The sequence below is a fragment of the Ruania zhangjianzhongii genome (assembly GCF_008000995.1).
Lineage (GTDB): Bacteria > Actinomycetota > Actinomycetes > Actinomycetales > Beutenbergiaceae > Ruania > Ruania zhangjianzhongii.
On sequence record NZ_CP042828.1, the window covers coordinates 2,272,269 to 2,284,623 of the forward strand.

Genomic DNA, 12,355 nt, shown 5'->3' on the forward strand with positions numbered 1-12,355 from the left:
GGTCGATCAGGAGGTGGCGACGGCGTCCCGTGGGTGCGAATCAGCGGGTGGCGACGGCGTCCCGTGGGTGCGAATCAGCCGGCGCAGTGGTAGCCGTACAGGTCGTCCTGGGTGCCGTTCACCCAGAGCTGGTGACCGTCCGGGATCTGGACCAGGAGGGTGCGGTTGTAAGCCTCGTCCACCACGGTGGCCCGCACTCCGGCCTCGCTGAGCCGAGTGCTGAGTGCGTCCAGATCACCGGAGTGCTCCAGGGCCAGCTCGAGCGCTACGGACGGTGCCCGGTGCCAGGCCACCTGCCCTCCGCCGTCGGCCGTGAAGTCCTTCCAGTTGCCAGAATCGGAGGCGAGCCGGGGCTGCAGGCCCAGGCCGGTGAGGATCGCAGTGGGTTCGTCCGGATCCGGGCCGTACCAGATCGGCATGATCGCCACCTGCGTCTGGCCAGAGGCGAGCGTGGGGGTGGGGGAGTCCTCGACGGCGGGACTCACCGTGATCGTGGTGCCGTCCGTGGCGCCGACGGCAGGCTCGGCGACGGTGGCGACCGTTTCGGCGGTGGCCAGTGCTGCGCTCGGGTCGGTGACCAGGATGTCCAGGTGGGTGGTGCCGGCGGCGGTGGCCTCGGTGGTTTCGTGCACGGTGAGCTGGCCGCCACCGGTATAGCGTCCGGGCTCGCCGGTGGGGGAGAAGCCGAGGATCGGGGCGACTCGCTGCCACCAGCTGAGGTCGGTGGTGGTGTAGACGGCGTGCACCGTGGTCACTGGTCAGCCTCCGCGAGATAGCCGGACATCACGCGTTCCACCAGAGCGGACAAGGACTCCTCCTCGTCGATGGCGCGGTGCTTGATCTGGCGAACCAGGTCCGCCGGCAGATACACGTTGAACTGCACCTTGGCTTCTCGCATGCTAGCAGTGTAGCAACACCCTGAGTGCGGGCCCTGGCCATCGGGACACTCGGCAATCTGGACGGCGATCTTCACGGGCCAAGCCGCCCTTTCAGTGCCGCCCTTGCATTAGATCCAGAATCCTGGATATTGTCTGGTTCGTGGCCGTTCCCGGGATTCTGATGTCGCGCGCAGGTTTCGCCGCGATGCGCCTCGCCCAGCGCCTCTCCGCGCTCTCGGCGGGCGACCGGATCCCGAAGTTCGAAGACCTGGCCACCGAGCTCGGCTGCGGGAAGGGCACTGTCCAGGCGGGCTTCGACCTGCTCGGCGAGGCGGGCGGGCTGCGGCTACGCTCCCGCGGACGGCTGGGCACCTTCGTGGACGAGATCGACCACACCGTGCTCTGGCGGCTCGCCGGGCAGCGATCGGTATCGGTCGCGATGCCGTTGCCCTACTCGCGCCGCTACGAGGGGCTGGCAACGGGTCTGCATGCCAGTTTCGCGGATGCCGGTATCCCGCTGACCCTGATGTTCATGCGCGGATCGGTGGCCCGGCTGCGGGCGCTGGCCGAGGGCCGCGCCGACTTCGTGGTGATGTCCGCCCTGGCGGCCGGTAGCAGCGATGACCTCGAGATCGTGCACAACTTCGGACCGGGCAGCTATGTGGCCGCCCACGCCCTCATCCTCGCCGACGGCTGCACCGCCGACACCCCCGGCCTGCGGGTGGGAGTCGACCCGGCCTCGGAGGACCAGGTGCGTCTGGTGGATCGGGCCTTTGGTCCCCTCCCCGGTGCGCAGCGAGTCGAAGTCTCCTACAACCAGCTCGAATCGGCGTTCCGCGACGGGCGCATCGACGCCACGGTGTGGAACGTCGATGAGATCCGCGCGCACATCAGTGCGCCGGTGAGTATCGAACCGCTGGCACTCGCACGCGATGCGGCCAATACGCAGGCGGTGATCGTCCGGGCGGCCACCGAGGTGCCGGTACCGGTCGGTGTCCGGGCTGCGCTCACCGCTGCGACTGTTCTCGACCGGGCCCACGACGTCGTCGCGGGCCGTGCAACCCCGACCTATTAGGAGCAGCAGATGGATCCGACGCTGCAGGAGCGACTCGACATCTTCCGCGCGATGCCCGCCGTACCGGACGAGGCGGTCGACCTGGTCGCGGCCGAGCTCACCCGGCTCGACCCGGCACAGACACTGACCGACGACCAGGCCGGCAGCTTTGTCTCGCACGCCGTCAACGCGCTGGCGCGACTGTCCGCCGGAGACGTCTCGGTCGAAGCGCCCAGCGACACCGTCTACCAGCAGGTGCGGGATGAGGACCCCCAGGCGGAAGAGCGGGCGCGCGCCTTCGTCGAGCGCGTGCAGGCCCGGCTCGGCCGAGCACTGCCGGAGGCGGAACTGAAGTTCATCACCATCCACTTCGCTGCGTTGGCGCAGCACACCAGAAAGGAGCACCCGTGAAGATCATCACCGGCGGTGTCGGAAAGGCCCAGGTGGCCGAGGTCCTGAAACCCCTCCTGCGACCCGAGGACGAGGTGAGCGTCGGCAGTGACATGGATGCCGCGATCAAGCTGCAGTCCGGCCAGGCCGACTTCTTCCTCGGCACCTGCCACACCGGTGCTGGTGCAAGCCTGGGGGTGCTGGTCGGCCTCCTCGGCGGCGACCGATGCCACACCTTTGCCCGGAAGATCCCCGCTGCCGAAGACGTGGACCACGCGCTGGCGAGCGGCGCGGTCGCGCTCGGCTTCTCCGTGGACCAGATCACCGAGGCGGTACCGGTGATCTACGCCGCGCTGCAGCGCCGGAACGAGGGCTGAGATGGGTCACCTCCCGATGGACGTCACCGCTGGCGGCGTCAGCTTCCTGCTCTGGCAGTCGATCGTCGTCATGGCGGTGACGGCGATCGGTGCGATGATGGCGCACTCCGCTCTTGCGGTGTTCAACGACGGCGCCCGGCCGTTCATGCTTGACTTCGTCCGCGGTAAGACGAACCGGGCGGCGACGGCCACGATCGTGTTCGGGCTCTCCGCCGGGTTCATCTTCGGGCTCGGGGCTCCGATGGCCCTGGCCACCGGGGTGCTCAATCCCTGGCTGATCTTCCTGCCTGCCGAGATCCTCGGTCTGCTCGCCCCCTGGCGCTGGTTGGCAGGTGTGGCCGGTGCGGCTTGGGGCGCGGTGTGCGCGTTCGGTCTGGGTACGGTCAACTCCGTCGCTCAGCAGCTTCCGGTCGACTTCATCACCGCCCTGCAGGTACTGGGCGACCCGATTCTGTGGCTGTTCTCGATGTTCCCGGTGCTCGCGGTGGCCCGCCAGTTCGGGCGACTTCGCGGGTTCATCACCCTGCTGGTCGAGGCGGGCATGATCGTCCTCGCCACCCAGCTCTGGCCGGACATGTTCGCCGGGTCCCTGGCGATGGCGCTCGGTGTGGTGCTGCTGCTGGTGTTCGCGCTGACCAAGGACCGCACCGCCAAGAGCGAGGAGAAGGTAGCACTCGCGGCGATGAACGCGGACCAGCGCACCGCGGCCGCCGAGGCGGAGGCCACCAGCGCAGCGGCGGTGAACCAGCTGTTCGGGCCGAACGCGCTCCGGCTCCGCAAGAACATCGTCTGGCTCGCGCTCCTCGGTGGCGCGGTGGCCGCCCTGTCCGCCACCCACATCTTCGGTGGGGGAGAGGCCACCAGCTTCCTGCTCGCCGACGGCAAGGTGACCGAAGCGGCCCAGGTCGACTTCTACCGGGCGTTCGGGTTCATTCCGCTGATTGCCACCACCGCCCTCGCCTCCGGGGCCTACGCGATGGCCGGGTTCACCTTCGTCTACCCGGTCGGCTACCTGATCGGCGCGGGCTTCGACTCGCCGGCGCTCGCACTGGCCGTGGCGTTCGTCGCCGGTGCCGTGGTGATGGCGCTCGAAGTGCTGGCCCTGTCCTGGGTGGGGAACTGGCTACAGCGCTGGCCGAGCGTGCGCGACTCGGCCGACCATATCCGCAGTGCGATCACCGAGTCGCTGCAGGTGGCGATCCTGGTCGGTTCGGTCATGGCGGCCAGCCAGATGGGTGGCGGATTCGGAATCTTCCTCGTCGGTGGCCTCTACCTGGTCAACGAGGCGCTCGGCCGGCCCGTGGTCCGGATGGCAGCCGGCCCGGCTGCGGTGATCGTCAGCGGCGTGCTGCTCAACCTGCTCTATCTGGTCGGGCTGTTCACCCCGATCGCTGCTTAGGAGAACCGATGCTCATCCAGACGGTCCTCGGCCCGATCCAGCCCGATGCGGTCACCGGACCGGTACTCCCGCACGAGCACCTTGCGCTCGACCTGCGCACCGAGGCGGACGCCGGTGGCATGCTGTCCGGCCGGCATGCGGCCGCGGTGGCCGCCGAGCTCGCCGACGCCCGCGAGCGGGCGGACCTGAGCCTGGTGATCGATCAGACCTGCCGGGGGATGGGTCGGGACCCGGACACCCTGCAGACGATCGCTGCTGACTCCGGTGTGCCCGTGGTGGCCAGCACCGGCTGGTACTACCAGCGTTTCCACCCCGAGGGCGAACCGGGACCGGACCTGGACGCCGCGACCGAACTGCTGCTGACCGATCTGAGGGTGGGGATCGATGGCACCGACGTGTGCGCCGGTCTGATCGGTGAGATCGGTACCCACGGGCCCGCGCCGACCTCGGCCGAACGGACCAGCCTGCGCGCCGCGGGCCGCGCCAGTGCCCGCACTGGCGCACCGATCGCCACCCACGCCCACCTGGGCATCGGGGCGCTGGGCCAGCTCGACGTGCTGGCCGACTCCGGTGCCGACCTGGCTCGGGTGTGCGTCGGCCACCAGGATCTGATCGACGACGTCGACCAGCACGCCCGGATCGCCGACGCCGGTGCCTACCTCGCCTTCGATACTGTGGGCAAGGAGTCCTACCAGGGGGACGACGTTCGGGTGCGGATGCTGCTCGCGCTCCTCGAGCAGGGTCTGGGCGCCCATCTGCTGCTGTCCAACGACATCTCCCGGCACTCCTATCTGCGCAGCGAAGGCGGGCAGGGGTATGCGCACGTGCTCTGCCCGTTCGCGGACCGGCTGCGGGCCGCCGGCGTCGACGGAGCCACCCTCACCATGCTCTACCGGGACAACGCCCTGCGCTGGCTCACCGGGAGCGAGGACATCGGCCCGGCTGCGGCCCTGCGGATCGGGGTGCGGTCATGACCGGGCCGGTGCTGCCCCGCACCCATCCATTGCCGCACCTGGACGTCGATGCAGCCTTCGGCTTGCAGCAGCGCCTGGTGGCAGCCGCCGGCGACGAGCTGCCCGGGGCAGCCATGTTCACCGCCGACGCCGGGGTCCGGCCAGAGACAGGACGGCCGCGGACCACGGCGGCCGTTGAACGCGTCCTCGCCACCGCGTTCGGTGCGCAGGCTGCCTGCCTGGTCCAAGGTGCCGGTACCGGAGCGATCCGGACCGCCCTGTCCGCAGGGCCCTGGGAGGCCGGCGACCGGCGGCTGCTGGTGCACGACGCCCCCGACTACTCCACCACCGCCACCACGTTCCGCGACGGGATGGTCCAGCCGGTCCGGGCTGACTTTGACCTCCCCGACGCCGTCCAGCGGGCCCTGGCCGACCCCGACGGCCCCGCCTGGGTGTACATCCAGCACAGCCGGCAGCGTCTGACCGACAGCTTCGACCCGATGCAGGTGGTCGCTGCGGCGCGGGCCGCAGGCCGGCGGGTGATCGTGGACGAGAACTACGCGGCGGTGCGCACCCCGGCGATCGGCACCGAGCACGGTGCCAGCGCCTCCGCCTTCTCCCTGTTCAAGCTGCACGGACCCGAAGGCATCGGGGTGGTGCTTGGTGATGACGACCTGATCGAGACCGCCCACCGCGCCAACTACTCCGGCGGCGGTCAGGTGCAAGGCCACCAGGCGCTGCACGCTCTGCAGGCCCTGGTCAACGCCCCGCTGAACTGGGCGCGGCAGTCGGCCGAGGTGCACCGCCTCGCCGGCCTGCTCGGCCAGGGCGCGGTCCCCGGGATCGTCGACGCGAAGGTCGCGAACGTGCAGGATCTGTGTGTCGTCGCGCTGCTCGCCGAGCCGGAGGCCGACCGTGTCCGGGCCGCCGCTGCCACCCACGGGGCCGCGCCCTACCCGGTCGGCTCGAACAGCCGGTTCGAGGTGGCACCGATGATCTACCGGCTGTCCTCCTCAGCGCTGTCCGCCCAGCCCGAGCTGCGCGACTGGACGCTGCGGATCAACCCCATGCGCGCCGGTGCCGACCTCGTGGTCGACATCCTCCGCCGCTCGATCCCGAACTGAGGGGGCTCATGTTCCTGTCGCTGACCCAGCGCCGTAACCCGGCACTGCTCGATTCCGCCCGCGAACTGCACGCCTACGGTCGCATCGGTCCGGACACCTACGTGCTCGACCTGGACGTGATCACCGAGAACGCTCAGACGCTGGCCGCCACGGCCGCCGGTCACCAGATCGAGCCCTGGTTCGTGACCAAGCAGATCGGCCGAGTGCCCCCGGTGGCCGCCGCGATCGCCCAGCACATTCGCGCCGCCACGGCGATCGACGTCCGTGAGGCACGAGCGGTCACCGCTGCCGGAGTGCGGCTGGGCAACGTGGGCCATCTGGTCCAGGTGCCGCGCCGGGCGCTGCCGGAGATCCTCGCCTCCGGCCCGGCGTACGTCACCGTCTTCGACCTGGCCAACCTGCGCGCCGTGGCGGAGGCAGCGGCGGGGCTCGGGATCGTACAACCGGTGCTGCTGCGGATCGCCGGTGACCCGGCCACCACCTACCCCGGCCAGGAGGGCGGCATCGAACCCGCCGCCGTCGCGCAGGTCCTGGACCTCGCCGCCGGTCTGGAGCACGTCCAGATAGCCGGGGTGACCGCCTTTCCGTGCCTCCTCTTCGACGACGTTTCCGCCCAGGTCCGCCCCACCCCGACCGCCGACCGGGCGCTCGCCGCAGCCGATGTGCTCCGCACGGCCGGAATCGACCCGGTGATCAACCTGCCCAGTCAGTCCAGCTGCTCGACCATCCCGCTGGTGGCCGCGCTCGGTGGCACGCACGTCGAACCTGGCCATGCCCTGACCGGGACCACGCCCGAGCATGCCGTCCGGGACCACCTGCCCGAGCGCCCGGGCATGGTCTACGTCTCCGAGATCGCCCAGACCGAGCCGACACCGGCGGTCTTCGGCGGCGGTTTCTACGCCCGCGGGCATGCTCGGCAGGTGCTGCTCGGGCGCGGACCGCAGCTGCGAGAGGCCACCCTGGTGGACACCCCAGCGGAGAACATCGACTACTACCGCCGGCTCCGCCTGGGGGGCGGGAGCGAGCCGGAGCTCGGGGAGGTCGCCCTGATGGCGTTCCGGACCCAGATCTTCGTGACCCGGTCCCAGGTGGCGGTCGTGGCCGGGATCCAATCCGGCAGCCCCCAGCTCGTCGGCCTGTTCGACGCCACCGGCCGAGAGCTCTCGGAGGTGGGCGGTTGAGTACCACGATCCTCGTCCTGGACGGGTTCGGGATCGGTGCCCTGCCGGACGCGGGTGACCTGCGCCCGGGGGACGTTCGCGCGGACACGCTCGGCTCCCTGCTCGCATGGAGCCGGGACGAGCGCCGCAGCACCGCGAACATCCCGTGGTTGACCGCACTCGGCCTGGCCGTCCTGCGCCCCGACCTGAACCTGCCCGCACCGCAGCCGGCGCCCGCGCACCTGGAGGTGACTGCCCGGCGCAGCGCCCTCGGCTACCCCGGCGCGGACACCTTCGCCGGGCACCAGACGATGATGGGCGCGGACATGTCCCACGTGACCCATTGCCGGGTCGGGGAGCGGCTTGAGCAAGTACGGGAGGCACTTGAGCTCATCGGTCACCACACCGAGCTTCTCGACGGCCGGGCGGTGATCCTCGTCGACGGGCAGATGCTCGTCCACGACAACCTCGAAGCCGACCCAGGACTGAACTGGAATGTGTCCGCACCGCTGGACAAGGTCCGGTGGGAGGACCTGCTGCACGCCGCCCAGGCCGTGCGCGCCGTGGCTCCGGTGGCGCGGGTGATCGCCGTCGGTGGCTACGCCGACGAGCCGTTGCCGGCCTACGTTCGCCCGGGGGAGGACGCCACGATCGGCCTGGACACCCCGACCAGCGGCTTCTACCGCAACGGCGGCCTGCAGGTGCGCCACCTCGGTGCCCCGCTCGACCATCACCGTCAGCTGCCGGAAGTTGCAGCCAACGCCGGCCTCCCGGTCACCCTGATCGGGAAGGCCGCCGACATCCTCGCTACCGAGGCAGCGGTGGAACGCCGACCCGGAGTCGACACCGCCGCCGTGCTCGCCGACACCCTCGAGGCATCCGGCCGACCGGGTCTGGTGATCACCAATGTCCAGCAGACCGACCTGTCCGGGCACCAGCAGGATCCCGGCCGCTACCTCGACCTGCTCGAACAGGTCGACGTCGCGATCCCCGACCTGCTCCGCGCACTGGCACCCGGGGAGCAGTTCGTGGTGGTGGCCGACCACGGGAACGACCCGAGGATCGGGCACGCCTTCCACACCCGTGAGTACGTCCCCGTGCTCGCCGCCGCCCGGACCACGGAACCGGCCATACCGGTCCGCCGCGGAGACGATCTGCCGTCGCTCGCCGACGTCGGCGCCTCCGTGGCGCTCAGCCTCGGCCTCGGCGAACACGCCCTCGGCCACGGCGACGCCCACCATCTGACCAGCAGCGAACCCGACCCCGCTACCAGGAGGACCCATGCCTGAGCGCACCGCCACCATCGCCTCGACCTCTGGCCTGCACGCCCGGCCCGCGAACCTGTTCGTCCAGGCCGTCCAGAGGGCCGGACTGCCGGTCCAGATCGCGCGGGCCGGCCAACCCGGCGTGGACGCGCGCAGCATCCTGTCGGTGATGGGTCTGGGGGCCAAGCATGGCGAGCAGGTGGTGCTCAGCACCGACGCCGATGACAGCCAAGGGGCACTTGAGGACCTGGTCACGCTCTTGGAAACCGACCTGGACGCCGCCGAGAGCACTGACCGATGACGCCTGGGACTGCCCGTGGTGCTGGCGTCGGGTATGGCGCCGGAATCGGCCTGGCCGTCCACGTGCCACCAGCGCCGGTCGCGCCCGAGCACGAGGCCGCCGAGGACATCGAGACCGCCACGGCCAGGATCCACGACGCGTTCGACCAGGTTGCCCGCGCGCTGACCGATCGGGCCGCGCACGCCACCGGCCCGCTCGCCGAGACGCTGGCCGCGGCCGCGACGATGGCGGCGGATCCCGCACTGACCGATCAGACCGTCCGGCAGGCCGGCGCGGGCTTCGGCCCGGCAACCGCTGTGACCCGGGCCGTCGAGAGCTTCGCCACCACCTTCCAGGAGGCCGGCGGCTATCTGGCCGAACGGGTGACCGACCTGGTCAGCGTCCGGGACCGGGTGGTCGCCCTGCTCCTCGGCCAAGACGAACCTGGCATGCCGGCACTGATCGGGCGGAGCGTGATCATCGCCGCCGATCTGGCCCCTGCGGACACCGCAGCGCTCGACCTGGACCTGATCGCCGGCATCGTCACTGCGGCCGGCGGTCCGACCAGCCACACGGCGATCATCGCCCGTCAGCTCGGTATCCCCTGCGTGGTCGGGGCAGCCGCCGCACTCCAGCTACCCGCCGGGGCCCGCATCCTGGTGGACGCCGCCAGCGGGACCGTGGTCGCCGACCCCGACGAGGAGAGGGTCGCCCTAGCCCTGCGCCGTGCCCGGCGACTCGCTGAGGTTGCCGAGGACGACCGGCCCGCCGCCACCAGCGACGGCCACCGGATCCAGCTCCTGGCCAACATCGGCACCCCGGAGGACGCGCTACGCGCGGCGAGTACCGCCGTCGACGGCGTGGGACTGTTCCGTACCGAGATGCTGTATCTCGACCGGGCCGCCGCGCCCAGCTCCGCCGAACAGGTGGGTGTGTACCGGCAGGTGCTCGACGCATTCGACGGCCGCAAGGTCGTACTGCGCACCCTCGATGCCGGGGCAGACAAGCCGCTCACCTTCGCCACCGCTGACGGCGAGGCGAACCCCGCGCTCGGGCTGCGCGGCTACCGCACCGCGCGCCGGCACCCGGAGCTGCTCGAGGACCAGCTCGCCGCCATCGCCGAGGCTGCCACCGACCACCCATCCCCGGTATGGGTGATGGCGCCGATGATCAGTACCGCTGGTGAGGCGGCAGAATTCGCCGCGCGGGCCCGCTCGCACGGGATCACTACCGTCGGTGCGATGGTCGAGGTCCCCAGCGCGGCCCTGCTCGCCGACGAACTGCTCGCCCCGCTCGACTTCCTGTCGCTGGGCACCAACGACCTGACCCAGTACGTGATGGCGGCCGACCGGCTCAGCACCGACCTCGCCGACCTGACCGACCGGTGGCAACCGGCCGTGCTCCGGCTGGTGGCGGCCACCGTCCGTGCCGGAAAGACGGCGGGGAAACCCGTCGGCGTGTGCGGGGAGTCGGCTGCCGACCCGTTGATGGCGCTGGTACTCACCGGACTGGGCATCTCCAGCTTGTCCATGTCTGCGCCGTCGGTCGGCGGAGTGCGCTATGCCTTACGCGCTCACGACCTGCGCGCCTGCCGCCGGATGGCCGAGGCGGCGCTGGCCGCCCCTGATGCTGCGGCCGCTCGCTCGGCGGCAGCGGCGCTGCTGGACGAGACGGTCCGGGAGACTCTGCACGTCTGACCCGAGATCTACTGGGACAGGCGGACCGATCGGTCCCCGGGGGTCACGGCCGCCGGGGTCCGGTAGAGATCAGGCGAGCGCTCTCGAGCAGGTCGTGCAGTTCCTGCGCGTCGTGGGCGAGGCCGATGGGTACCGAGGTGGTCTTGGCCTCGCCGACCAGCGCCACCATCAGTTGCCCGCGACTACTTCGTTGGATCTCGATGTCGCGGATGGTTGACCAGGACACCGCGGGCCGCAGCGGGCCGGCCTGACGCGCTACCCGGACGCCGTCGGTGGTGAGCACCAGGCCGGGGCTGGCGCCGATGAGGCGGCGCACTGCGAGGACTACCAGCGGGACCATGATCAGCACGGCGACCAGGAAGAGCAGGATCACCGCTGCGGCCAGGGCCCGGCGGCCGGCGGAGAGCTCCGCGTCCGCCAGATCCGCAAGAGAGCCCGGGATCGTCGCGATCGTCAGGATGAGCATCAGCAGCGTGACCGCGCCGCCCAGGATCAGCTCGCGCCTGGCGTAGGCAGTGCTGAAATCAACCTCGACGCGCCCGGCGGCGCGGAACTGGTGCAGGGTGTGCTCGATGGTCATGCCTGTTGGCCTCCGGTGGCGACGAGTCGGGCGTTCTCGAGGAGGTAGTGCAGCTCCTGGGGGTCGTACTGCATGCTTCGCGGGACATAGACCGGGCGTGCCGCGGTCATCAGGGTGACCACCGGTTGCCCCGAGCCTCGCTGCTGGAGCGTGATCGAGTCGATCGCGTTCCATGGCACTGGTGTCTTGGGCCTGGCCAACGCTGTGCCGACGGACACTCCCTGGCGACTGAGCAGCAGCCCTGGCGCCGGTGACTCGGCGTTCATGCGTTCGCGAACAAGGATGATCGTCCACAGCATGAGTCCGACCGGCACGGCGAACAGCACCAGAAGGCCGACCATCGCCGGGACGGCCCAGCCGGGCCCATCCTCGCGAGTAGCCTCGGCCATCAGCGAGGTGGTGTAGACGCACACGGCGCAGACGGCAACGAGCAGCAGCAGGCCGATGATCGCGCTGATCAGGTCTTTGCGGCAGCGCGCCCGGTCGTAGCCCACCTGGGTCTGTCCGGTGCTGCGGAACTGGCGCAGGACATCGTCGATGGTCATGAGCTCCCCTTGGTATGCGCCGGCGATCTCCGCACCATAGCGGGCTAGCGCGGGGGTGGGGCGAACATCCGATGGGCAGAACTCACCAACGCATAGAGCCGTTCATCCTCGAACTCCAGGCGGATCGGCACCGTCTTGCCCTTCTTCCCGGACATGATCAGCACCACGGTGCGGTGAACGATCCGCAGGGCGCGCACCTCGGTCACCTGGGGCCAAGGCACCGACGCGGTCGCGCGTCTGCCGGGTGCCCCGACGGCGGCGCCCTGCGCGGTCAGCACCAGGCCGGGGTGCTGACCGTTCACCCGGCCCGCAGCGAGTGCCGCCAGCCAGGCAGCGAGGCCGACCAGCCCGGCGAGCACACCGGCGCACACGGCGAAGATCGCCACGCCGGCCGGGTCCGGCTCGCTGCTCAGTCCGGTGATCTGCCACAGCCGCACCAGGCCGGCCAACCCCGCGACGACGACGAACGCCAGGGCAATCAACGAGCCGATCAGGTGGGCGACGGCGAAGCGGTGCTGGTAACGCACGGCGAGGTACCCGGTATGCCGGAGCTGCGCGAGTGCCTGGTCGACGGTCACAGCTTCTGCCCCCCATTTCGGTGATTGCTGCCGGGTAGCGTAGCCCGGCGTCGGGGTGGGCGGATACATTCGAGG

The 12,355-nt window shown here is 70.7% G+C and carries 15 protein-coding genes; 10 read left to right on the top strand and 5 right to left on the bottom strand.

Annotated elements, in window-relative coordinates:
* Positions 1–74: 74 nt before the first annotated feature.
* A complete protein-coding gene (locus FU260_RS10555; protein ID WP_147917024.1) occupies positions 75–755 on the bottom strand; it encodes a hypothetical protein in 681 nt (226 codons plus the stop codon).
* Positions 752–898, bottom strand: coding sequence for a ribbon-helix-helix protein, CopG family (locus tag FU260_RS10560; RefSeq protein ID WP_147917025.1), 147 nt, complete (start codon positions 896–898; stop codon positions 752–754). Before FU260_RS10560 ends, FU260_RS10555 begins: the two co-directional genes overlap by 4 nt.
* A gap of 140 nt (positions 899–1,038) precedes the next feature.
* Here FU260_RS10560 and yhfZ point away from each other — a divergent pair, with 140 nt between their 5' ends.
* The 10 genes from yhfZ to ptsP are packed head-to-tail and all read left to right on the top strand — an operon-like array spanning position 1,039 to position 10,577.
* Positions 1,039–1,953 (top strand): GntR family transcriptional regulator YhfZ, encoded by a 915-nt coding sequence (gene yhfZ, locus FU260_RS10565; protein WP_210418242.1) that lies wholly within the window; start codon positions 1,039–1,041, stop codon positions 1,951–1,953.
* A 9-nt stretch (positions 1,954–1,962) separates the two neighbouring features.
* Positions 1,963–2,343, top strand: coding sequence for a PRD domain-containing protein (locus FU260_RS10570; protein WP_147917027.1), 381 nt, complete (start codon positions 1,963–1,965; stop codon positions 2,341–2,343).
* Positions 2,340–2,699 carry a DUF2620 family protein gene (locus tag FU260_RS10575; RefSeq protein WP_147917028.1) on the top strand — a complete coding sequence of 120 codons (360 nt, stop codon included), beginning with the start codon at positions 2,340–2,342 and terminating at the stop codon, positions 2,697–2,699. The genes FU260_RS10570 and FU260_RS10575 overlap by 4 nt, the downstream gene beginning before the upstream one ends.
* Before the next feature lies 1 nt (position 2,700).
* A complete protein-coding gene (locus FU260_RS10580; RefSeq protein ID WP_210418243.1) occupies positions 2,701–4,098 on the top strand; it encodes a YhfT family protein in 1,398 nt (465 codons plus the stop codon).
* Positions 4,099–4,106: 8 nt separating this feature from the next.
* Positions 4,107–5,072: a phosphotriesterase family protein gene (locus tag FU260_RS10585; protein ID WP_147917029.1), complete on the top strand. Its 966-nt coding sequence runs from the start codon at positions 4,107–4,109 to the stop codon at positions 5,070–5,072.
* The gene (locus FU260_RS10590; protein ID WP_147917030.1) at positions 5,069–6,175 is read left to right on the top strand and encodes an aminotransferase class V-fold PLP-dependent enzyme; all 1,107 of its coding nucleotides are present in this window, start codon (positions 5,069–5,071) and stop codon (positions 6,173–6,175) included. Before FU260_RS10585 ends, FU260_RS10590 begins: the two co-directional genes overlap by 4 nt.
* An 8-nt stretch (positions 6,176–6,183) precedes the next feature.
* Positions 6,184–7,356 (top strand): alanine racemase, encoded by a 1,173-nt coding sequence (locus FU260_RS10595; RefSeq protein WP_147917031.1) that lies wholly within the window; start codon positions 6,184–6,186, stop codon positions 7,354–7,356.
* Entirely contained in the window at positions 7,353–8,624 is a 1,272-nt protein-coding gene (locus FU260_RS10600) for a phosphopentomutase (protein ID WP_147917032.1), read from the top strand. The genes FU260_RS10595 and FU260_RS10600 overlap by 4 nt, the downstream gene beginning before the upstream one ends.
* Positions 8,617–8,901, top strand: a complete 285-nt coding sequence (locus FU260_RS10605) for an HPr family phosphocarrier protein (protein ID WP_147917033.1) — start codon at positions 8,617–8,619, stop codon at positions 8,899–8,901. The genes FU260_RS10600 and FU260_RS10605 overlap by 8 nt, the downstream gene beginning before the upstream one ends.
* On the top strand, positions 8,898–10,577 hold the full coding sequence (ptsP, locus tag FU260_RS10610) for a phosphoenolpyruvate--protein phosphotransferase (protein WP_147917034.1): 1,680 nt from the start codon (positions 8,898–8,900) through the stop codon (positions 10,575–10,577). The genes FU260_RS10605 and ptsP overlap by 4 nt, the downstream gene beginning before the upstream one ends.
* 43 nt (positions 10,578–10,620) lie before the next feature.
* Here ptsP and FU260_RS10615 read toward each other — a convergent pair whose 3' ends face one another.
* From FU260_RS10615 to FU260_RS10625, 3 genes are read right to left on the bottom strand one after another with little or no spacing between them, the layout of a single operon-like run.
* Positions 10,621–11,157 (bottom strand): hypothetical protein, encoded by a 537-nt coding sequence (locus FU260_RS10615; RefSeq protein WP_147917035.1) that lies wholly within the window; start codon positions 11,155–11,157, stop codon positions 10,621–10,623.
* The gene (locus FU260_RS10620) at positions 11,154–11,702 is read right to left on the bottom strand and encodes a hypothetical protein (protein WP_147917036.1); all 549 of its coding nucleotides are present in this window, start codon (positions 11,700–11,702) and stop codon (positions 11,154–11,156) included. Before FU260_RS10620 ends, FU260_RS10615 begins: the two co-directional genes overlap by 4 nt.
* 44 nt (positions 11,703–11,746) lie before the next feature.
* Positions 11,747–12,280, bottom strand: a complete 534-nt coding sequence (locus FU260_RS10625) for a hypothetical protein (protein WP_147917037.1) — start codon at positions 12,278–12,280, stop codon at positions 11,747–11,749.
* Positions 12,281–12,355: the final 75 nt, after the last annotated feature.

Coding starts and splice junctions, on each gene's coding strand:
- FU260_RS10560 (WP_147917025.1), bottom strand. CDS start 898: ATGCGAGAAGCCAAGGTGCAGTTCAACGTGTATCTGCCGGCGGACCTG.
- FU260_RS10570 (WP_147917027.1), top strand. CDS start 1,963: ATGGATCCGACGCTGCAGGAGCGACTCGACATCTTCCGCGCGATGCCC.
- FU260_RS10580 (WP_210418243.1), top strand. CDS start 2,701: ATGGGTCACCTCCCGATGGACGTCACCGCTGGCGGCGTCAGCTTCCTG.
- FU260_RS10585 (WP_147917029.1), top strand. CDS start 4,107: ATGCTCATCCAGACGGTCCTCGGCCCGATCCAGCCCGATGCGGTCACC.
- FU260_RS10590 (WP_147917030.1), top strand. CDS start 5,069: ATGACCGGGCCGGTGCTGCCCCGCACCCATCCATTGCCGCACCTGGAC.
- FU260_RS10595 (WP_147917031.1), top strand. CDS start 6,184: ATGTTCCTGTCGCTGACCCAGCGCCGTAACCCGGCACTGCTCGATTCC.
- FU260_RS10605 (WP_147917033.1), top strand. CDS start 8,617: ATGCCTGAGCGCACCGCCACCATCGCCTCGACCTCTGGCCTGCACGCC.
- ptsP (WP_147917034.1), top strand. CDS start 8,898: ATGACGCCTGGGACTGCCCGTGGTGCTGGCGTCGGGTATGGCGCCGGA.
- FU260_RS10615 (WP_147917035.1), bottom strand. CDS start 11,157: ATGACCATCGAGCACACCCTGCACCAGTTCCGCGCCGCCGGGCGCGTC.
- FU260_RS10620 (WP_147917036.1), bottom strand. CDS start 11,702: ATGACCATCGACGATGTCCTGCGCCAGTTCCGCAGCACCGGACAGACC.